The organism is Acinetobacter sp. KAM396, assembly GCF_021602765.1.
GTDB lineage: Bacteria > Pseudomonadota > Gammaproteobacteria > Pseudomonadales > Moraxellaceae > Acinetobacter > Acinetobacter towneri_A.
The window spans coordinates 43,846-64,997 of the sequence record NZ_BPPH01000011.1; the positions used below are offsets into that span (position 1 = coordinate 43,846).

The following is a 21,152-nucleotide window of genomic DNA, read 5'->3' on the forward strand; positions in this document are numbered from 1 at the left end:
GGAAACACTATGGCCTATATTACTTTAAGGGATGTCCAACTTGCATTTGGTGGACCTGCCTTGCTCGACGGCGCGAATTTTAACCTAGAACGTGGCGAACGAGTGTGTTTGATTGGCCGTAACGGAGAAGGTAAGTCTACTCTACTTAAACTGATTGAAGGAAGTTTACTGCCCGATGCAGGTGAAGTGTCCATTCAAAATGGCATCACGATTGCCATGTTGGCGCAAGATGTACCCATGGATTCAGGCAAAGTCGCCGATATTGTGGCCGATGGTGCAGGTGAAGCTGCTGCAGTATTAAAAGCCTATCACGAAGCCAGCGATGCCTGTGTATTGGGCGATATGGATGCCTGTGACCGTATGGGGAACCTGCAACACAAGCTAGATCAGCTAGATGGCTGGGCACTGGAAAATAAGGTCAATGCCATTTTAAGCAAAATGGGACTTGATCCAAATGCCGACTTAGCCGATTTATCCGGGGGACGTAAACGTCGTGTATTGTTGGCACGTGCCCTGCTCACCCAACCTGACGTGTTGTTGCTGGATGAGCCGACCAACCACTTAGATGTGGAAAGTATTGAATGGCTAGAAAAATTCTTACTCGATCAAAATAATTTAACGCTGCTGTTTATTTCGCATGACCGTGCTTTTGTAGACAGTATTGCCACCCGCATTGTCGAGTTAGATCGTGGTGTATTACGCAGCTACGAAGGTAACTATTCACGTTATTTAGATTTAAAAGCACAGCAACTAGAAGCCGAAGAAAAACAAAATGCGCTGTTTGATAAAAAACTGGCCGAAGAAGAAGCATGGATTCGTCAAGGCATTAAAGCACGTCGTACACGTAACGAAGGACGTGTGCGTGCCTTAAAAGCCTTACGTGAAGAGTCCAAAGCGCGTCGCTTCCAACAAGGCAAAGTTAATATGGCAGCGCAAGAAGCCAATCGCTCAGGTAAACTGGTCTTTGATATTGAACATTTACAAGTGGCCTTTGGCAATCAAGCTCCAATTATTAGAGACTTTTCTACACTGGTATTACGTGGCGACCGTATTGGTCTAGTTGGTGATAACGGTGTCGGTAAAACCACTCTGATTAAAGCTATTTTAGGTGAAATTGAGCATGGCGGTTCTGTCAAAACAGGTACACAACTTGAAATTGCCTATTTTGACCAATTACGTAACGTCTTAGATTTGGAAAAGTCAGTCAAAGATAACGTATCTGAAGGTTCAGACTTTGTTGATGTGAACGGACAACGTCGTCATATTTATAGTTATTTACAAGACTTTTTATTCTCACCAGAACGTGCGCGCACGCCAGTTAAAGCCTTGTCTGGCGGAGAACGCAACCGTATTTTACTGGCCAAATTATTACTCAAACCATCTAACCTGATTGTGATGGATGAGCCGACCAACGATTTGGATATGGTCACTTTAGAGTTGCTAGAGGAAATGCTCAGCGACTATAAAGGCACCTTATTGCTAATTTCACACGACCGTGCCTTTATGGACAACGTGGTGACTTCGACTTGGGTATTTGATGGCAAAGGCAATATTGATGAATATATTGGCGGCTATCAGGACTACTTGCAGCAACGCCCAGACCAAACTGTGGTTGATCAAAAAAGTGATGTTAAAAAGGCCGTTGCCAAAGCCGAAGCGGCTGCAGCAGCGCCAACAGCCAAAAAAGTAAAATTGAGCTATAAAGATCAACGTGCTTTAGAACAGCTGCCTGGTGAAATTGAAGCACTGGAACAGGAACAAACCGAATTGGCTGAAAAACTGGCGGATGGCTCTTGGTTTGTAACAGATGCCGATGCAGCCACCAAAGCTTCACAGCGTTTAGCAGAAATTGATGAAGAGTTGCTGGAAAAACTGGAGCGTTGGGACGAACTGGAAAACTTGGCGAATGGTAACTAAGCATATTGGCTTAAGTGATTGTTCCTAACTTTTTAAGCACAGGGCATATTCCTTACACCAAAGCTTTGCAAAAATCGTTTTAAGCATCTTTCCCATTGGACGGATGCTTTTAAATTTTAAAATCGGTTCGTGCTAAACTGCAACGATACAACACTTTACACGGTCATTATGAGTCAACACACTGAATATCAACCAGGCGAATTTCAATGGTCTTTCCTGTTGCCAAAATATTGGGGCATTTGGATTGGTATTGTCTGCCTAATGATTTTAGCCATTTTACCGTGGGCAATTCAGTATCGTCTGGCACAGTTTTTAGGCAATCTTGCCTTTAACAGCATGAAATCACGTCGTGTAACAACATTACGCAATTTGGAAGTGTGTTTTCCTGAGTGGAGTGAGGCTCAAGTTCAAGAGAATGCTCGACAAGTCTTTGTCGATCAGATGCTCGGCGTATTTGAAACCTTAAATGCGTGGTACTGTCCACAGTGGTTTAAAGGACGTACTCAGGTTGAAGGTTTAGAACATATTCAGCAAGCCCAAGCAGCTGGACGTGGAGTTTTATTGTTAGGCACACATTCTACTCTGCTAGATGCAGGCGGCTATGTCTGTGCACAATATTTTGACCCCGATGTGGTCTATCGTCCACAAAATAATCCTTTACTGGACATGCTGATTTACCGTTGTCGCGCCACCATTTACGGTCATCAAATTGACCACGATGACATGCGTGGTTTAATCCGTCACTTAAAAAATGGTCGTGCCATTTGGTATAGTCCAGATCAGGACTTTGGTTTAAAACAAGGTGTTATGGCACAGTTTTTTGGCGTCCCTGCAGCGACAGTTACGGCGCATCGTCGTTTACTTAAAATGACCAAGGCCGCAGCAATTCCGTTATATTTCTACCGTACAGGTGAGCTTTCCAACCCGCAATATAAAGTCTTGATTGAACCTGAACTGCTAGATTTTCCAAGCGCAGATGAAGTCGCAGATGCAACGCGTACCAATTTCATTATTGAGCAGCAATTACGGATCGCCCCTACCCAATATATGTGGTTTCATCGTCGGTTTAAGAGCCGCCCCGAAGGTTATGATAATATTTACTAATCTGCACGGCAGAAGGAAAGACTCATGAAAGTCATGCAGTTATTACCCGAATTAAACAGTGGTGGTGTAGAACGCGGTACGCTCGAAATCGCCCGAGCTTTAGTCGCTCAAGGGCATACGTCATTGGTGGTGTCGAATGGCGGACGGATGGTCAACCAACTTGAGGCTGAAGGTTCCACCCATTTAAAGTTAGCCATCCACAAAAAATCATTATCAAGCTTGTGGCAAATCCGTCCTTTACGCCAACTGATTATGCAACATCAACCTGATATTGTGCATGTACGTTCCCGCGTACCTGCATGGCTGACTCATTTTGCCCTATAAGGGATGCCAGCCGAAAAGCGCCCACACTTAATTTCAACGGTACATGGTTTTTATTCAGTTAACCGTTACAGTCAAATTATGACTCAAGCGGAAAAAGTGATTGCAGTTTCTGACAGTGTGGTCAAATACATTCGTGATCATTATCAAAACTGCCCACCAGAAGATATTGTCCGCATTTATCGTGGGATTGACCCTGCTGCATTTCCGCATGGGTATCAACCTTCGGCACAATGGATTCAACATACCTATCAAGATTTCCCAGAACTTGAACATAAGTTTTTAATTTGTTTGCCGGGACGTATCACCCGCTTAAAAGGTCATGAAACATTGATTGATCTGATTGCGAAATTAAAAACCCAGCATCCCCAGGTTCATGCTGTAGTAGTAGGTGGTGCAGATGTTAAAAAAGCAGCTTATTTACAGGAACTGGAACGTAATATTCAGGATAAACATTTGACCGAAGCGATAACCTTTGTTGGACACCGTTCTGACATTCGTGAGTGGCTTGCGTTTAGCGATATTGTACTTTCACTTTCCAATCAGGCAGAAACCTTTGGACGCACTGCGCTTGAGGCTTTATCGGTAGGAACACCTGTGATTGGCTGGAACCGTGGTGGTGTGGCTGAAATTCTGTCACAACTGTATCCGCAAGGACTCATCGCGGTAGATGACCAAGTCGCTTTATTCAATGCAGCACAATTGCATCTGGAAACACCGCAAAGTGTCGCCCCTGTTGAATTGTTCAGCTTGGCAGATATGTGTCATCAAACCTTAGATTTATATCAGCAAGTTTTGCAGTCAAAACACACCTAAAGCCTTAAAACTGAATCGAGCTGATTGAAATTTAATATGTATAAAAAAAATGAGAGTGAAAAAAAAGCCCTAAAAAAATCATCGCCCGAGTTCTACATCCTGTAAAACTCGGGCTCATGAGGTTGTGCTTTCAAAACTTATTGTTATTTTGTTGTGTGGCGTTCCTTACCTACATCATATCCTTGATGTTTATCCATCAGCATCGTCTTCCTTAATGGGATATTCCGTTCCCGAGTCCTTGTGCTGATGAATTAATCTTAACCAGATCAGTCAGAATAAAACATGCGTCATGCGCCTAAATCCGTGTAAGCCATTTCGTACACTTTTCGTTTAATTTCTATACTGATTTATTCTGCGCTTTATATGGTTGTGCAATTTCATCTGTCACCAGTTTTTCTTCTCGCTCTGCTTTTTCAATCCCCTCCTGAATCGCCTGTTGAGCTTCTTGCTCATCGACATCGGTTTGCGGTAATTCATCTTGAATTCGATCAAACACCCGTCCAGTTTGCAATACAACATATATAGGAAAATGATCTGAACCGATATGCGCTAAACGCTGCATATCCACCAATGCAAAATCGGTACTATGAAAAACATGGTCTAATGACCAACGCAATAAAGGATAATCGGCATGAAAGGTATTGATATAGTGCCGCCCAACGCGCGGGTCGAGCAAACCACTGATCCGCTGAAACAAGCGTGTCGTCCGCGACCATGCTACATCGTTTAAATCTCCCATCACGATACAGCTTTCATCTAAATCTTTGATTTGATCGCCTACAATTAACAATTCGGCATCTCTTAAAACTGAATCTTTGGCTTCAGTCGGACTCGGAGGTTTGGGATGCAAACAATACAATTGTACAGGTTGCCCAGAACGCAAAATCACACTGGTATGAATAGATGGAATTTCATCACTCAGAATAAATTTGATCTCACTGTTTTGTAACGGCAAACGGCTATATAAATGCATGCCATATAAATTATCTAAAGGCACAGCGACCCGATAAGGATAGTCGGCTTCAATCACAGACAAGGCTTGTTGCCATGCCAAATCAGTTTCTAAAGTCAATACCAAGTCTGGTTTTAAGGCTTGAATATGTTCAATCAACAGATGATATTTCTGATTTGGTGTCAGGACATTGGACACGATTAATGAAATCTGTTTTTCAGGATTTAACTGTTCAGGGCGGACTTGTTTAACCTGTTTTTTCCACAGCAAGGTATAGGGCAAGACCATTTTGAGCTGATAAGCCAAAGCCGCAATCAGTCCAATCAAAATCACTTGGCTAGACATATCCCACTCCTGCTCCCAAATCAGGAGCAAAACAAAGGCAATGATGCCTAAAACCAAGATCTGTAAACGTGGAAAATCTGCGCCCCGAATCCACCATTCATCGCGTGGAATCAGTGACCAAAAACTTAACCAAATGACTAATATTGCAAGCCCTTTTACCCAAATCATCTTGCTTTACTCTTTTGTATTTTTTTTGGTTTTTACATGAAAACCAAAGTTATCAATTTTGTATGTAACACAAACACGAGATTTCACTCAATAATACTCATGTTTTGTTCATGTAATGCTTGCAGTTGTGTCCCCTTTTGATAGACTTACATTCCTTTATTATTTTTTAACGCACCGAGGCAAAGTGACATGAAAGTAGGTCTGGTCGGTTGGCGCGGGATGGTGGGTTCCGTCCTTATGCAACGTATGGTTGAAGAAAATGATTTTGCTCATTTTGAGCCATTCTATTTCTCTACCAGTAATGCTGGCGGTGAAGCACCAGCGTTTGGTGGTAAGACTGCCCCAGCACTTATGGATGCAACAGATATTGAAAGTCTGAAGCAAATGGATGTCATTATTACCTGTCAAGGTGGTGATTACACTTCTGCCGTTTTCCCAAAGCTTAAAGCAGAAGGTTGGAATGGTTACTGGATTGATGCTGCATCTACCCTACGCATGGATGATGAAGCGATTATCGTACTTGATCCAGTCAACATGAATGTCATTAAAGATGGCTTGGTAAATGGCACCAAAACATTTGTGGGCGGCAACTGTACTGTTTCACTCATGTTGATGGGCTTGGGTTCATTATTCCAAAACAATTTGGTGGAATGGGCAACGTCAATGACCTATCAAGCAGCTTCTGGTGCAGGTGCGCAAAACATGCGTGAGCTGATCACAGGCATGGGCTACTTGTACAACAACACCAAAGACTTGTTAGATGATCCTCGTTCACCCATTTTAGACATCGACTCCAAAATTGCCGAATTACAGCGTGGCGAAGGTTTCCCATCGGCAAACTTTGGTGTGCCTTTAGCGGGTTCTCTCATTCCATATATCGACAAACAGCTTGAAAGCGGTCAGTCAAAAGAAGAGTGGAAAGGTCAGGTTGAAACCAACAAGATTTTAGGCAATCAGCAGATCGTTCCAATTGATGGTCATTGTGTGCGTATTGGTGCAATGCGTTGTCACTCTCAAGCAATCACATTGAAGCTGAAAAAAGACGTTCCATTGAACGAAATTGAAGATATGATTCGTCAATCGAGCCAATGGGCAAAAGTGGTACCAAATACACGCGAAGCATCAATGACCGATCTTACCCCAGTTGCCGTTACAGGGACTTTAACAGTACCTGTTGGTCGTTTACGCAAAATGAACATGGGTAAAGAATACCTCGGTGCATTCACTGTAGGTGACCAATTACTTTGGGGTGCAGCAGAGCCATTACGTCGTATGTTACGAATCTTAATTGATTACAAAAATGCTTAAGCCTCGTCTACAACACTGAATCATTTTCGATTCCGTGATCGATCTTAACAAGCCAGTCAAATTAGACTGGCTTTTTTATGTAATCAACATGTTAATATTTTACAATCGCCCTACAACTCGCTACTCTATCCTTTTCGCCTTGCGATAAATGACCGAGCTAACAATTAAGATGACTGTATATAACAAATTAAAGATCGCTATTTTATCTATTCTGGCTTCACAGCAAATGTATGCAATGAATGTTGACCCGATTCAAATTCAGTCAACCACTGGGGAATTGCTCTATGCCGAAATCAACTTTCGTCAATCGAATGTTAATGAAGTGATTGATGTCAGTTTAGCTACGGCTGACGATCTGATGTCAATTGGTGCGAGTCACCGCCCACCAGGTCATCTTAACTTTTTTACACGTCGTAACAGTAACGGCACAGGGGTCATCACCATTACTTCATCCCGACCGTTAACTGAGTCTGAGTTGAATATTGTAGTTAAAATTAAAGAAGGCAATGCAACCCGCCTGCAACATATTCGCACACCTTTAAAACGCAGTTCACCTGCTCCATTGGCAGCTATGCAACGCAGCAATGAACAAGCTTTAACGCCTATCATGATTGTCAATGAGCAAGATATTGCTTTAAATTTACCTGTAAGTGCGACCTATCAGGTTGAAACACCCAAAGCAATTGAACAACAAGCCTTCGAAGCACCCTTAACCATTCAACGCAATAGACCACCTGCATTAAACCATCAAGTAGTAACAGTAATCCAAACTGCGCCAAGCCGTAGCGCAGCAAATGAAAATACGATTGTTGCTGCTCCAAAAGCAGCACCAGGACAAAGAAATAACAACCCAACACCAACTGCATCTACAGCTACTACTTCAGTCACCGCACAACAATCGGCTGATCCATTGGTACAAAAATTTGCTGAACAGCAACGCACGAAGCAATTAGCACAAACTCAGCCTGTTGCCGCCGCGGAAAAGCCTGCACAAACAGCGGCTACACAGGCTAAACCAAGCCCTGCCACAGCCAAGCCTGCAGTCAATACCCAACATGTAGTACAATCGAATGAATCATTATGGGCCATTGCCTCACGCATTGCGGGTGAAAACAACCGCCCTGTTGCTGAAGTGATGCAGCAAATTAAAGCCAATAATGAACATGCTTTTATTCAAGGTGATGCCAATCGTTTACGTCGTGGTGCGACCTTAAATTTACATGCACAAGCTAACTCTAAACCAGAGAAAAAAGTCGCGATTCCACAACCAGAAAGAGCCAGCGCACCACAATCAGGCAAAGCCAAATATCGTTTAAATCAAGCAGAAATGAGTCTTGTGGCAGAAAATCAACAGGACTCGACCCATGGTTCTGCCAAGAAGAACACTCAATCCACACAAACTTCGGGCGACTTGTCATTAAAAGTTATGACATCTCGTGAGAAAACCGTTAAATTACAGAGAAACGTAACAGAATTAGAATTGGCATTACGTCAGAAGGATCACAGAATTCAATTACTCAACGCGCGCCTTGCTGAACTGCAACAACAATTGCAAAAACAACAAGCCGCAAATAAGCCAAAACACTAAATGTTACACACAATGATTTTTTTGGGATAAGGTCAAACAAGTACCACATCCTCAAGGGGTATAAACATGCTGATTTATGTGATTCCGTTTATTTTGCTACTGGTGATCGCAATTTTCTTGAAAAAGCGTGAAGCAAGTAAAGAAGCCGAACCAAGCAACAAGATAACAGCAGCGCCAGCCAAAACTAGTGCCAAGAAAACTGGGACAAGTAAAAAAGTTGCACAGAAATCGGTGGTGGCTGAAGAGGTTGTTCCAACACTACAACACTCTACCCCTGTCCCTGTAAAAATCCAAACCAACATTGAAAACCTGATCAAAGAACGTAATTTCTTTGCTGCAGAAGCGCAAATTAACCAAGCATTAAAACGTGATAACTCATTGCATGGTTTGTATTTGTTATTGCTTGATATTCATTTGCAACAAAAAGATGAATTTGCAATTGAGCAATTGCTGAATCATTTACGTTCTTTAGAGCTTGATGATATTCTGTCACAAGCTGAAGCAAAAAAAGCCATTCATTCACATGAAGATATTGTTGAAAAATCAGCAAATGAAGTGCCGACCACGGCTCCAAGTAGCTTAGATCTTACTACACCTGTAAGCACACCAAATCAAACGGCTTCTTTTGACCAGTTACAGCACGAACTGACTTTAAATAAAACTGCAGAACCTGATGCAGCTTTAGAATTTAATACCTCATCGTTAAATTTGAGTCCTGCAGCTGCGCCTATGGTTGAAAAAGCGGCAGAACCTGCTGCACTGGATTTTAATTTCTCACTAGACTCTGCACCAGCAGAAGCAAAGACTGAAGCACCTGCAATTACAGCTCAACCAAGTGCAAGCCCTGCTGAGGAAGTTAAACCACTCGATTTCACGTTTGATTTAGCATCAAGCCCAACTGAAACCACAGCAGAAACAGCAGCCCCAGAATCAAAAGTCAGTGAAGCCGCTGCAGTCGAAGCCCCAAGTTTGGACTTCAATTTTTCGACACCAGAAAGCGCACCTGTGGTTGAAGCAAAAGCTGAATCTGCACCACCTGATTTTAATTTCACATTTGACAATACGCCTGCTGCAGAAACCAAGCTTCAGCCTGCAATTGAACCTGAAGAAGTCATTGCTGCACCAAGTATTGCGCATGAAGCTGCTGCAACCTTCATCGGTACAGATATTGATCTGAATGATCCTTTGGTGAAATCATTTCCAGACTTATCCCAAGTGGATGAAGTTCAGTTGAACTTAGACTTAGCAAGCCAATATGTTGAATTGGGCGCGTATGATGCAGCGAAAGCTTTGCTTGGTGAACAAGACGCTCATTACTCTGCTGAACAACGCCAACGTGCAGATCAGTTACTGAATCAAATCGCTTCTTAATTCAAATCAGATTAAGATTAAGCAGTCATTCTTGGCTGCTTTTTTTTATGATGAAAAAAATTGCGTTAATCTACATGGGCGGCACTTTTGGCTGTGTCGGTGAACCACTAAGCCCAATGCCTGCCGAGCAATTCCTGCCACGTGTGACACAGGTTTTGCCACTAAATTTAGAGATTGAGTGCTTTGTTGCCCCTGTCATTAAAGACAGTAGCGCATGTACAGCAGCAGACTGGTTACAGCTCATTCAATATATTCAAAAATTACAACAAGATAATTTTCAACATTTCGTCATTATACATGGCACAGACACGCTCAGCTATGCCAGTGCAGTCTTAGCACGTTTTTTAGTCCAAAGTACTCATGTCATTCTCACGGGTAGCCAATATCCCTTACTCAATGCACAAGGTACAGATACCCGTGAATTTAGTGATGCCTTAGACAACCTAAATTTTGCTCTACAACAGATTCATCAAGTGACTCCGGGCGTATATCTTGCTTTCCATCATCAACTGATTCATGCCGCAACGGCACTAAAACAACATACCACAGAGTTAAATGCATTTACAGGACAGTCCGCTTTGGCTTGCACGGAGAGCAAATCGCAGAATGAACCAGCATTCAAGATTAGAACTCAGCATATTGAAAAAGCCCAGCACTTTAACTGCCTGAATTGGATGTTGCAGCCAATTGCCATTTCTGCTTTGGTCGATAATTTAAAAGCCTTACAGCAACAGCCACCACACTGCCTGATTTTACAGAGTTATGGTACAGGCAATATGGCAGTCAATGCCGAAGTGATTGCGTTAATTCAGGCCTTGCAATCTCAACAATGTGCCGTGATTCTCACCACACAAGTTACTTTTGGTGGCATGCAGCAACGCTATGCGATCAGCCAGTGGTTACAGGACAGTAAAATTTTAATCAGTGATTGCCAAAGTCACGCAGATCTTTATGCCAAAGCCTTAAAAATGTATTTACAATACGACAGCCTTGCACAGTGGTATGCGCATTGGCAGTCTTCAGTGTGATTTGAGGTGATTATGCAGCGTTTTGCAATCGGAATAGAGTTTTGTGGCATTCGGTATCGGGGTTGGCAAACCCAGCAAGCAGGCGTACCCAGTGTGCAGGAAACCATTGAAAAAGTTCTGAGTAAAATTGCCGATGAGCCCATTATTTTACATGGTGCAGGACGTACCGATGCAGGCGTGCATGCAACAAATATGGTGGCACATTTTGATACGCATGCCATTCGCCCTGAACGCGGTTGGTTAATGGGTGCCAACAGCCAACTCCCCAAAGACATTGCAATTCAATGGATTAAAACGATGGATATGGACTTCCATGCTCGTTTTAAGGCTCAGGCACGGCGTTATCGCTATGTCGTGTATAACAATCCACAACGCCCAGCCTTGCTGCACAAACAAGTCACCCACGCTTATTATCCCTTAGATGTCGATAAAATGATTGCAGCTGCGCAGAAATTTGAAGGGACACATAATTTTGAAAGCTTTCGTGCTGCAGCCTGTCAGTCCAATCAGCCTGTCCGTCATGTCAGCCATTGCCGCTTAATTCGTCACGGCAATTATTTGGTATTAGATATTCAAGCCGATGGATTTTTGCATCACATGGTACGCAATATAATGGGTTGCCTTTTGGAGATTGGGCAAGGTTTGTATGACATTGAGCATATTGACCAAATTTTTGCAGCTCAAGACCGTAAAGCTGCGGGGATTACCGCCCCGCCAGATGGTTTGTATTTTATTCAGGCACATTATCCTGAACAGTTTGATTTACCGAAAGTTCCTTTAGGTCCACATTGGTTAAACATGCCAGAATAATCTCTTTTTAAAATTTTCCTCCCCCTAATCCCGCCTTATAGAAGACAAACCACAGATCTACAAAATTAAAGGAATGAAAAAATCCCTCCTTTTAGGAGGGACTTAAGAGGTAATTTAACGCTGTTTACGTTTTCTATATTCCACTGGGGTTTCATTGGTCCAGCGTTTAAAGGCACGATAAAAAGTACTAGGCTCTGAAAAACCCGTTAAATATACAATCCGCTCCACACTTTCATTGGTATTCGATAATAATCGTTTAGCCAAACGACAACGGTAATCTGACAGAATTTGCTGAAAACTGGTATTGGCTTCGCTCAATTGTGTACGCAAACGGCGTGGTGTGATATTCAATTGCGCCGCTACTGTTTCCAAGGTGGTTTCACCACTTTCTAAGGTTGAACCAATAGCACGGCGCACTTCACCAACCAAGTCATAACGCGCCAGTTCCTGTAGCTTTTCCAATGCCAACTGTTCATTTAATTGCAACAACTCTGGCTCTGCCTGCCACAGCGGATAATCCAAAATACTCGGATCAAAATACAAACGCGTTTCTTTCTGCCCCAAACTCACAGGACATTCAAAGACACGGAAATATTCATCATCAGTAGCGCCTTGACTAAAGTTAAAGTCGATATAAATGGGCTGAAAACGACCTTCAGTAATAAATTTAAAGAATCGTAAAACACCCGACATGGCGCATTCAGAAAAATGACGATTAACGATATTTTCTGCCCCTGGCTGCACACCATTGGTTAAATAGCAGCGACCATCTTCCACTACCAATTTAGCATCAAAAGCATCACTAATTAGGCGTTGATAAGCCAAAGCGCGTTTTAGACCTTCACCAAAGTTTTCTGAAGAAATAAACAAATGTTCAATCACTTGCCCACGGTAAAGTGGCAAATGTTCCCCCAGATGTAAACCAATATCAGGGTCTTTACTGACTTCCTCAGCCGCAACCCAAAACGCATATTGTGCATTTAAAGGCGTTCGCTCATTGGCTTCGACCTGATTTAAGGCCACACCAGCTTTTGTTAAAATTTCTTCGGTTGGCAACCCCGCACGACGAATCGCTTGGTAGCCTAATCGCAATACAACCGATGCATCTGTTAGCTGACCCACGCAAAAACCTTCCTTGTATGTACTTCATTTATACTTAAAAAGATTGAAATTAGATTAACTGCGATTGACCGAACTGACAACCTAAACAGGCCCATTTTTACAGAAAAAGTATAAACCGATGATTCGCTTATTTTACTAACAGATGATCGGCGTATAGGATTAAGCATCTTGATTTTTGCAGATAAATTGCCTATAATTTGCGCCTTTCCAATTTGATACTCAGGTAGGCTATGGCCAATAAAGAGGAACTCATTGAGTTCGAAGGCGTTGTCACCGAAACGCTTCCTAACACTATGTTTCGTGTACGTTTAGAAAACGGTCATGAAGTGATTGCTCACATTTCTGGTAAAATGCGTAAACACTATATTCGTATTTTAACGGGTGACAGTGTGAAAGTTGAAATGACCCCTTACGACTTAACAAAGGGTCGCATCACTTACCGCGCACGCTAAGTTTTAGTGTAAGCAAAGCCACTTTCGGAGTGGCTTTTTTACGTTCACCTCAAAAATTTCTGCCTAGCCTTTCATTCTTGCTTTCCACCACTTATCGAATCACCACATTCTTTTCTTGCATTGCCTTCTACAATAAAGTTTTGAGCAAGGGAGAAAAAGCATGTTATTTCGATCCTGCGTTGCTTGTATAACAGTTCTTTTTGCGCTCAGTTTAGTGGCGTGTAGTAGTAATCCACCGCATTCCACTTTAAACCGCGATGCGTATTTACAGCAATTTATTGGTCAATCTAGCCAATATATCCTGACCCATTTGCAATTAAGCCAAATTGGCTATCAACAGCTTGGTACAGCTCAAGCTACCCCTCAATTGCTACATTACCGTATCATTCGTCCTGTACGTGTTCCGATCCCTATGGCGCAGCATCCCACTACAGGTATTGGTGCTGTTCCGTTAAATATCGGTATCCCGAGTCATGAAAGTTACGATGTTGCACTGACTTGTGATTTGTATTTTCGCCTACAGCAGGGTATTGCTACCGCAGTGTATGTTTCGGGACAACGCTGTTAAGTCTCCTAGCTAAAACACTCTGAAAGTACAAAACCAATAAAAAAACGCAGCCCGAAGACTGCGTTTAATGATTTTGAGCTGTAAGCGATAGGTTAAATCGCTTAAATTTTTAGTTGAGTGCCGTAACGACTGCTTGACCCATTTCAACAGTACCAACTTTATTCATGCCTTCAGACATAATATCGGCAGTACGTAAACCTTGATCTAATACATTGCCTACTGCATCTTCAATGGCTTTTGCTGCCGCTTCTTCGCGGAAGGTGTAACGTAACATCATTGCCACAGAAAGAATGGTTGCCAATGGGTTTGCCAAGTTTTGACCTGCGATATCTGGCGCTGAACCATGGCAAGGCTCATACATACCTTTGCCATTTTCGTCTAAAGACGCAGATGGCAACATACCAATAGAACCTGTCAACATCGCCGCTTCATCAGACAAGATGTCACCAAACAAGTTACCTGTCACCAATACGTCAAATTGTTTTGGCGCGCGTACCAATTGCATCGCTGCGTTATCGACATACATGTGCGACAAGTTGATTTCTGGGTACTGTTCTGCATGTAACTGAGTCACAGTTTGCTTCCACAATTCAGTCACTTCTAGTACATTGGCTTTATCCACCGAACATACTTTACCACCACGCAATTTCGCCATTTCAAACGCCACTTTTGCAATGCGTTTGATTTCTGACTCAGCATATACGTCGGTGTTAAAACCTTGTTTTTCACCGTTTTCTAATTCACGAATACCGCGTGGCTGACCGAAATAGATACCACCTGTCAATTCACGCACGATTAAGATATCTAAGCCCGATACGATTTCAGGCTTTAAGCTTGAAGCATCTGCCAATTGTGGATACAAAATTGCAGGACGTAAGTTAGCAAACAAATTGAGTTCTGAACGCAATTTTAACAAGCCACGCTCTGGACGGATTGAGCGTTCAATGTTGTCCCATTTTGGACCACCGACTGCACCCAATAAAATTGCGTCGGCTTTTTTTGCTTGCTCAGATGTCACTTCTGGGTATGGTTCGCCATGTACATCAATTGCAGAGCCACCCAATAAACCTTGTTCCCAAGTCAAACCCAAATTGAATTTTTCATTGACACGTGTCAGCACTTGTTCAGCAGCTTTCACAATTTCTGGACCAATGCCGTCACCAGCTAAAATCAAAATATGTTTTGACATGAGATTTTCCATTGTTCTTGACAGTCAAAGACTGTGGGATTAAATTTTTTGTTCTACAAACTCACCCAAGCCATTTAAGACATTGTAGGGTTTGCAAAAACGTCGAATAGTTGTGCTGTTTTGCACCAAATCTACACATAAAGGATCTGGCGCAGACACATTTAACAAGCTGCCTTTACTACGACTGCGGTCACGATACATTCTAAAAGTATATTTTTGCTTGGCATTAAACTTATGAATCACATGCAATTTTTCTGCACGATCTTTAGAAATGGGATAAAAGCGAATCACCAATTCATGTTGTTTAGGCGGTACAGATAAATACAAGGCATTGGATTTATTTAAGGATGATTCCTGTAAACGCACCAAACCCTCTTGAATGGCAGCACGTGTAACACGATGTTTTTCTGCATCGACAATGGTGACCGTATTTAAACGCTCAAACTCACAATTATCTGTACCCGCACAGTAAATCAGCGCATTGGATTTGCTTTGTTCAGTTTCTTTCACCTGTTTAATGCGTGCTGTATTCCACGTTTGGCATGCGCTTAGCGTAGTGATACATAATCCAATGACAGCAAGCCGACCGAAAATTTTAGTCATTATTCGCCCCTAACCTCACCTGTTAGATACAAAATATAAAAATTATTATGTGCCGATGTTAGCAAGAGTTAGGCAGCGATGCTATGACAAATTTCAGCGAATTTATGCCTGAATTTCGGCAAAAACCCACGGACGCGACTGCTTGGTTTTCTCTTCATAAGCACGAATGTCATCGGCTGCTTGTAATGTTAAGCCAATATCATCCAAACCATTCAATAAACAGTGTTTACGGAATGGATCTACTTCAAACTTAAATGCCGTACCGCTTGGTGTGCGTACTTCTTGCGCTTCCAAGTCGATGGTTAATTGATAACCTTCTGTTGCCGCACATTCTTGAAACAATTGCTCGACCTGCTCTTCAGACAAGATCACAGGCAACATGCCGTTTTTAAAGCAGTTATTGAAGAAAATGTCGGCAAAACTTGGTGCAATAACGGTACGGAAACCATATTCATTCAATGCCCAAGGTGCATGCTCACGGCTTGAACCACAACCAAAGTTGGCACGTGAAATTAAGATTGAAGCACCTTGATAACGTGGCTGATTCAACACAAACTCAGTATTAATCGGACGTTTTGAATTGTCCTGACCCGGATAACCTTCATCTAAATAACGCAATTCATCAAATAAGTTATCGCCAAAACCAGTGCGTTTGATCGATTTCAAAAACTGTTTTGGAATGATTAAGTCTGTATCGACATTGGCACGGTCTAATGGTGCAACGATACCTTGTTCAACGGTATATTTTTTCATGTTTAATTCTCACTGAATCCGTAACCTCTCCCTTGCCCTCTGCTATAGCGAGAGGGAACGCCATCTCTCTGAGAGAAGGCTGGGATGAGGGCATAACTTAGAATGAACGTACGTCTACAAAATGACCTGCGATTGCTGCCGCAGCTGCCATTGCTGGACTCACCAAATGGGTAAGACCACCGTTACCTTGACGACCTTCAAAGTTACGGTTTGAAGTCGATGCACAGTGTTCACCCGGTTGCAATTTGTCTGCGTTCATTGCCAAGCACATTGAACAACCTGGTTCACGCCATTCAAAGCCTGCTTCTACAAACACTTTGTCTAAGCCTTCTTGTTCCGCTTGTTGCTTAACTAAACCAGAACCCGGAACCACCATCGCCTGTTTAATGCTTGCTGCAACTTTACGACCTTTAATCACTTCAGCGGCTGCACGAATATCTTCAATACGCGAGTTGGTGCATGAGCCAATAAATACGCGGTCTAATTGAATATCTGCCAAAGACTGACCTGCAGTTAAGCCCATATATTGATAAGCACGCGTCCAGTCATTGCGCTGTACGTCATCTTTCGCCTGTTCTAAAGTTGGTACGGCTTGTGACACTGGAATCACCATTTCAGGTGAAGTTCCCCAAGACACTTGCGGCTCAATTTCTTCACCTTGTAATACCACTACGGTGTCAAAGTGTGCACCTTCGTCTGAATGTAAAGTATTCCAGTAAGCAACTGCAGCATCCCATTGCTCGCCTTTTGGTGCATAGTTACGACCTTTCACGTATTCAATGGTTTTGTCATCCACAGCCACCATACCCACGCGCGCGCCTGCTTCAATCGCCATGTTACATACTGTCATACGGCCTTCAATCGACATATCGCGGAACACTTGACCACCGAACTCAATCGCGTGACCTGTACCGCCTGCAGTACCAATTTTACCAATGATCGCCAAAACGACATCTTTAGGTGTAACACCCTGACCTAATTTGCCATCTACACGCACTAGCATGTTTTTCATTTTCTTTTGAACCAAGCATTGGGTTGCTAATACGTGTTCAACTTCAGACGTCCCAATACCATGCGCCAAACACCCAAATGCACCGTGAGTCGCAGTATGTGAGTCACCACAAACCACGGTCATACCTGGCAAAGTTAAGCCCTGCTCAGGCCCAACCACATGCGCAATCCCCTGACGGATGTCGTTGATGTCAAACTGCACCACATTAAAGGTTTTACAGTTGTCATCTAAAGTTTGTACCTGAATACGTGAAGTATCATCTTCAATACCCGCAATACCGTCCGCACGTTCTTTCTTTGACGTTGGTACGTTATGGTCAGGCGTTGCCACGTTGGCACTTAAACGCCACGGTTTACGTCCTGCAAGTTGCAAACCTTCAAAGGCTTGTGGAGAAGTCACTTCATGCAATAAATGACGGTCGATATACAATAAAGCCGAGCCATCATCACGTTGAGTGACCAAGTGATCATCCCACAATTTGTCATACAAAGTTTTTGCAGTTGGATTTTGTGCTTGTTGGTTTTCGCCTGCCATGTCAGATCTACTCCACTGGACTGGGTAATTTTTTCATTAATTTGATTATAACCGCGAATTTGTATAAATCTAATTTATCATTTTTATTAATTTAAAAACTTTTAGGAATTTTTAGGGTCTATTGACACTTCGTCTATGTTTGCGACAATGCATATTTTTTAGCTGATATAAGGCATGAGGCAGGAAATTTAGTCATTCTAAATGACTGACTCATAACGCAATAGCAGCAAAAAATATGCTTGTCCCCTTGCGCAGCAAACAAAGCAATGCTTTGTTTTTGCTCATGTGGCTAAAACTTTCTCAGATTGCGTTATGAAACTTGGCAATAGTCTCGCTATTCCCTGCATTTCATGCCTGATCTACTCAGTTTTAGCCTACAGCGCAAGCCATTTATGAAATGTCAGCAGACCCTTTATTCTTTCAAGCAAAATAATTTTTATTGATTGATTACAACATGCCTATAAGCAAAACTGAATAGATGCTTAAAATCTTGACCTTGTAATCTTACTATTAAAATCTAATTTTCCAATTAAAATTACAAAATTATTCGCTTTTACAAATTAAATAAGAATGATTATCCTTTAGCTATCCACACAGAAAACGATCAAAGCAGCATAAGGAGTATTCACATGAGTCATATTCAAAAATTTGTCACCAACAATCAACGGATGTTCAAAAAAACTTTAAGCTACTACATCATGCACATCACCGTGGCGATGGTGGTCGGTTATATAGTCACAGGCAATATTTGGATGGCCATTACCTTAAGTTTGGTCGAACCAACAGTACAAGCTGTAGCGTATTTCATTCACGAGCGCATTTGGGAAAAGAAAGCACAAAAACAAGATTCTAAAATTATCGCTTAACGGCTTTAAAGATTCTGTTTGTGAATATTCCATTTCAATTTGAGATCATCATGGTTACGGTCCACGATGATCTTTTTTATCTTTACTGTATATCGATTAGATCATCCCGACAGCATAGTTTCAAAATAAGTAGAATTTGTTTTGATTAATTCTAATTTTTTCTAAATAATAAACACAGTAATAAAAAATCTTTATGGATGGTTCAAATGAATCTTGCAGCCTTTGAAGCCTTTGTAAAAGTCATGGAAACAGGTTCTATTTCTTTGGCAGCAGATCAGTTATTTATTACCCAACCTGCGGTGACCAAACGCATTCACAGCTTAGAAGGCTATTTTGGCGTGAAGCTGTTTGAGTCGGCAGGTCGTGGGGTGCAAGCCACGCATGCAGCACATTCATTATTGCCTAAAGTCAAAAACTGGCTGAATGAACTCGGCGATATTCACCACACCCTCAGTCATGAGCAAGGACAGGTTCAAGGCAAACTGAAAATTGGCACCAGTCACCATATTGGTTTGCATCATTTACCCGATCATTTGCGTGAATATGTACAGGAATTTCCCAACGTCACGCTAGATGTGCATTTTGTCGATTCTGAACAGGCACATGAACAAGTTTTGGCGGGTGATTTAGAACTGGCTTTTCTGACCTTACCACCAAAATTAGATGAACGTCTGTCTTATGTCACCATTTGGAATGATCCATTAGTGTTTGTGGTCGCACCTTTTCATCCGCTTGCACATCAGAAAAACCTGCAATTGACCGATTTACTCGCCTACCCAAGTTTGTTGCCTGCCGCGCAAACTTATACCAGTCAAATCACTTTGGCAGAATTTGAAAAGCAAGGCGTCAAACCCAAAGTTACCATGAGCAACAATCCGTTAGAATCAATTCGGATGTTAGTGTCAATTGGTTTGGGATGGTCTGTTTTACCTAAAACGTTGGTCAATCAGGAGTTACAACAGTTAGATATTGACTTGGAAATGAACCGTCAATTGGGCATGGTATGGCATCCTGGCCGGACGCAATCACGCGCTGTTTTAGAATTGATTGAGATGATGAAACACTAAAAGATTAATCGTTTTTTGGAATGAAAACACCCTCAGATACGATTGTACTGAGGGTGTTTTTTATTGGCTTAATTTAGGGCAAGTGTAATCTTAACGATTCACCGAATCTTCATGCAAAGATTCATTCAATTGATCTACCACTATTGCCCATGAACCATCCGATTTGATTTTTTCGACGATGAACTGACGCTGTGCTTCCGTCCAAAATTCTGCCTCGGCAATTGTTGTTTCTGCATTCAGTTGATGCGTTTCAATAAATTGCTGAATTGCAGCTTCACTGGCATCCAAACCCAGTTGTTCAAATAAATGTGTCATTCTTGGGCGTACACCACTCATTTTTTCACTCCTGATCGTATTTAATTCTTGCCTTACCTTAGCATGCCTATTCTAAAAATGAATGACATAATCCAACATTGCAATAAACAAAAAAACAAATCAATAAGCTAGTAAAAGTCAAAGTAGCAATGCCTCAAAAAATTCAGACTTAAATTGACCAATCCTGCACATCCCACCCTTGCTCTTCCGCCAAAGCCTGTAAACGTGCATCAGGATTTACAGCAATCGCGTGATCTGCATATTCCAACAAGAAACGATCATTAATCGAGTCTGAATATGCCCAAGATTCTGTCACTTCACGCCCTGCAAGCCATTGCTCCAAACGTACCAATTTGCCTTGTTGGTAACATGCGGTATTAATTACCTTGCCTGTATATTTACCATCGACCACTTCCGCATTGGTGGCAATAATTTCAGTAATGCCAAATTCACGAAAAATAGGTGCCGTAATAAAGTCAGAAGTTGCGGTGATGCCCACCAATTCATGTCCTAAAGCCTGATGACGCTGAATCGCTTTAAACCCTTCAGGGCGCATTTGTGGACGAATCACCTTTTGCATAAATAATTCATGCAAATCTGTGAGGTACTGATTGTCGTGCTGGGTTAAAAACTCAAATACAAATTCGTTATATGCAATTGGGTCGAGTTGCCCTGCTTTGTAGTCTTCATAAAACTTGTCGTTCATGGCGCGATGGCGAACAGGATCGACCAAGCCTTCACTTACCAAAAACTCACCCCAAGAATGATCTGAATCAGTATTTAACAAGGTGTGATCGAGATCAAATAGCGCCAATTTCATGAAAATACTCGTAAAAACTGAAATTTAAGAAAAAAATTGTAAATCTATCTCCGCTAGTCGATAGAAATTCGTTAAGATCATAGCAATTTTAACATTATTTACACTTTGCGTTTTCGAGTTGGA

General features: G+C 42.1%; 19 protein-coding genes and 1 pseudogene. 12 read left to right on the forward strand and 8 right to left on the reverse strand.

Annotated elements, in window-relative coordinates:
• Window positions 1–9: 9 nt before the first annotated feature.
• From L6C30_RS07790 to L6C30_RS07800, 3 genes and pseudogenes are all read left to right on the forward strand, one after another.
• Window positions 10–1,917, forward strand: a complete 1,908-nt coding sequence (locus L6C30_RS07790) for an ATP-binding cassette domain-containing protein (protein ID WP_070155367.1) — start codon at window positions 10–12, stop codon at window positions 1,915–1,917.
• Between the two features lie 168 nt (window positions 1,918–2,085).
• Window positions 2,086–3,021, forward strand: coding sequence for a lauroyl acyltransferase (locus L6C30_RS07795; protein ID WP_236162806.1), 936 nt, complete (start codon window positions 2,086–2,088; stop codon window positions 3,019–3,021).
• A 24-nt stretch (window positions 3,022–3,045) separates the two neighbouring features.
• Window positions 3,046–4,158: pseudogene (locus L6C30_RS07800) on the forward strand (glycosyltransferase).
• Window positions 4,159–4,495: 337 nt separating this feature from the next.
• On the opposite strand, the gene L6C30_RS07805 reads toward L6C30_RS07800, so the two are convergent.
• Window positions 4,496–5,623 carry an endonuclease/exonuclease/phosphatase family protein gene (locus L6C30_RS07805; RefSeq protein WP_230243973.1) on the reverse strand — a complete coding sequence of 376 codons (1,128 nt, stop codon included), beginning with the start codon at window positions 5,621–5,623 and terminating at the stop codon, window positions 4,496–4,498.
• Between the two features lie 189 nt (window positions 5,624–5,812).
• Here L6C30_RS07805 and asd point away from each other — a divergent pair, with 189 nt between their 5' ends.
• The 5 genes from asd (at window position 5,813) to truA (ending at window position 11,728) form a co-directional block, all read left to right on the forward strand.
• Window positions 5,813–6,931, forward strand: coding sequence for an aspartate-semialdehyde dehydrogenase (gene asd, locus L6C30_RS07810; protein WP_004976115.1), 1,119 nt, complete (start codon window positions 5,813–5,815; stop codon window positions 6,929–6,931).
• A gap of 169 nt (window positions 6,932–7,100) precedes the next feature.
• Entirely contained in the window at window positions 7,101–8,519 is a 1,419-nt protein-coding gene (locus L6C30_RS07815) for a FimV family protein (RefSeq protein ID WP_026438080.1), read from the forward strand.
• Window positions 8,520–8,585: 66 nt separating this feature from the next.
• The gene (locus L6C30_RS07820) at window positions 8,586–9,890 is read left to right on the forward strand and encodes a fimbrial protein FimV (RefSeq protein ID WP_236162805.1); all 1,305 of its coding nucleotides are present in this window, start codon (window positions 8,586–8,588) and stop codon (window positions 9,888–9,890) included.
• Window positions 9,891–9,937: 47 nt separating this feature from the next.
• The gene (locus L6C30_RS07825) at window positions 9,938–10,918 is read left to right on the forward strand and encodes an asparaginase (protein WP_236162804.1); all 981 of its coding nucleotides are present in this window, start codon (window positions 9,938–9,940) and stop codon (window positions 10,916–10,918) included.
• Window positions 10,919–10,930: 12 nt separating this feature from the next.
• Window positions 10,931–11,728 (forward strand): tRNA pseudouridine(38-40) synthase TruA, encoded by a 798-nt coding sequence (gene truA, locus L6C30_RS07830; RefSeq protein ID WP_230243970.1) that lies wholly within the window; start codon window positions 10,931–10,933, stop codon window positions 11,726–11,728.
• A gap of 114 nt (window positions 11,729–11,842) precedes the next feature.
• Here truA and L6C30_RS07835 read toward each other — a convergent pair whose 3' ends face one another.
• Window positions 11,843–12,850, reverse strand: coding sequence for an AraC family transcriptional regulator (locus L6C30_RS07835; RefSeq protein WP_230243969.1), 1,008 nt, complete (start codon window positions 12,848–12,850; stop codon window positions 11,843–11,845).
• A 230-nt stretch (window positions 12,851–13,080) separates the two neighbouring features.
• Between L6C30_RS07835 and infA the strand changes: the two genes are divergently transcribed.
• Both infA and L6C30_RS07845 read left to right on the forward strand, forming a co-directional pair.
• Complete coding sequence (infA, locus tag L6C30_RS07840) at window positions 13,081–13,302, forward strand: translation initiation factor IF-1 (protein WP_001284370.1); 222 nt, start codon at window positions 13,081–13,083, stop codon at window positions 13,300–13,302.
• A gap of 160 nt (window positions 13,303–13,462) precedes the next feature.
• Window positions 13,463–13,870, forward strand: a complete 408-nt coding sequence (locus L6C30_RS07845; RefSeq protein WP_026437974.1) for a hypothetical protein — start codon at window positions 13,463–13,465, stop codon at window positions 13,868–13,870.
• 109 nt (window positions 13,871–13,979) lie between these two features.
• Here the strand turns inward: L6C30_RS07845 and leuB are convergent, their stop codons facing one another.
• The 4 genes from leuB to leuC form a co-directional block, all read right to left on the reverse strand.
• Window positions 13,980–15,059 carry a 3-isopropylmalate dehydrogenase gene (gene leuB / locus L6C30_RS07850; RefSeq protein ID WP_019836004.1) on the reverse strand — a complete coding sequence of 360 codons (1,080 nt, stop codon included), beginning with the start codon at window positions 15,057–15,059 and terminating at the stop codon, window positions 13,980–13,982.
• 39 nt (window positions 15,060–15,098) lie between these two features.
• Window positions 15,099–15,662 (reverse strand): hypothetical protein, encoded by a 564-nt coding sequence (locus tag L6C30_RS07855; protein WP_019836005.1) that lies wholly within the window; start codon window positions 15,660–15,662, stop codon window positions 15,099–15,101.
• Between the two features lie 102 nt (window positions 15,663–15,764).
• Window positions 15,765–16,415, reverse strand: a complete 651-nt coding sequence (gene leuD / locus L6C30_RS07860) for a 3-isopropylmalate dehydratase small subunit (RefSeq protein ID WP_019836006.1) — start codon at window positions 16,413–16,415, stop codon at window positions 15,765–15,767.
• Between the two features lie 97 nt (window positions 16,416–16,512).
• Complete coding sequence (gene leuC / locus L6C30_RS07865; protein ID WP_236162803.1) at window positions 16,513–17,961, reverse strand: 3-isopropylmalate dehydratase large subunit; 1,449 nt, start codon at window positions 17,959–17,961, stop codon at window positions 16,513–16,515.
• A 629-nt stretch (window positions 17,962–18,590) separates the two neighbouring features.
• Between leuC and L6C30_RS07870 the strand changes: the two genes are divergently transcribed.
• Both L6C30_RS07870 and L6C30_RS07875 read left to right on the forward strand, forming a co-directional pair.
• A complete protein-coding gene (locus L6C30_RS07870) occupies window positions 18,591–18,827 on the forward strand; it encodes a DUF2061 domain-containing protein (RefSeq protein WP_019836008.1) in 237 nt (78 codons plus the stop codon).
• A 206-nt stretch (window positions 18,828–19,033) separates the two neighbouring features.
• Window positions 19,034–19,894, forward strand: coding sequence for a LysR family transcriptional regulator (locus L6C30_RS07875; protein WP_019836009.1), 861 nt, complete (start codon window positions 19,034–19,036; stop codon window positions 19,892–19,894).
• A gap of 90 nt (window positions 19,895–19,984) precedes the next feature.
• On the opposite strand, the gene L6C30_RS07880 is transcribed toward L6C30_RS07875, so the two are convergent.
• Both L6C30_RS07880 and L6C30_RS07885 read right to left on the reverse strand, forming a co-directional pair.
• Complete coding sequence (locus tag L6C30_RS07880) at window positions 19,985–20,230, reverse strand: DUF2789 domain-containing protein (RefSeq protein WP_070155340.1); 246 nt, start codon at window positions 20,228–20,230, stop codon at window positions 19,985–19,987.
• Window positions 20,231–20,378: 148 nt separating this feature from the next.
• Entirely contained in the window at window positions 20,379–21,029 is a 651-nt protein-coding gene (locus L6C30_RS07885) for an HAD family phosphatase (RefSeq protein ID WP_230243966.1), read from the reverse strand.
• Between the last annotated feature and the right edge of the window lie 123 nt (window positions 21,030–21,152).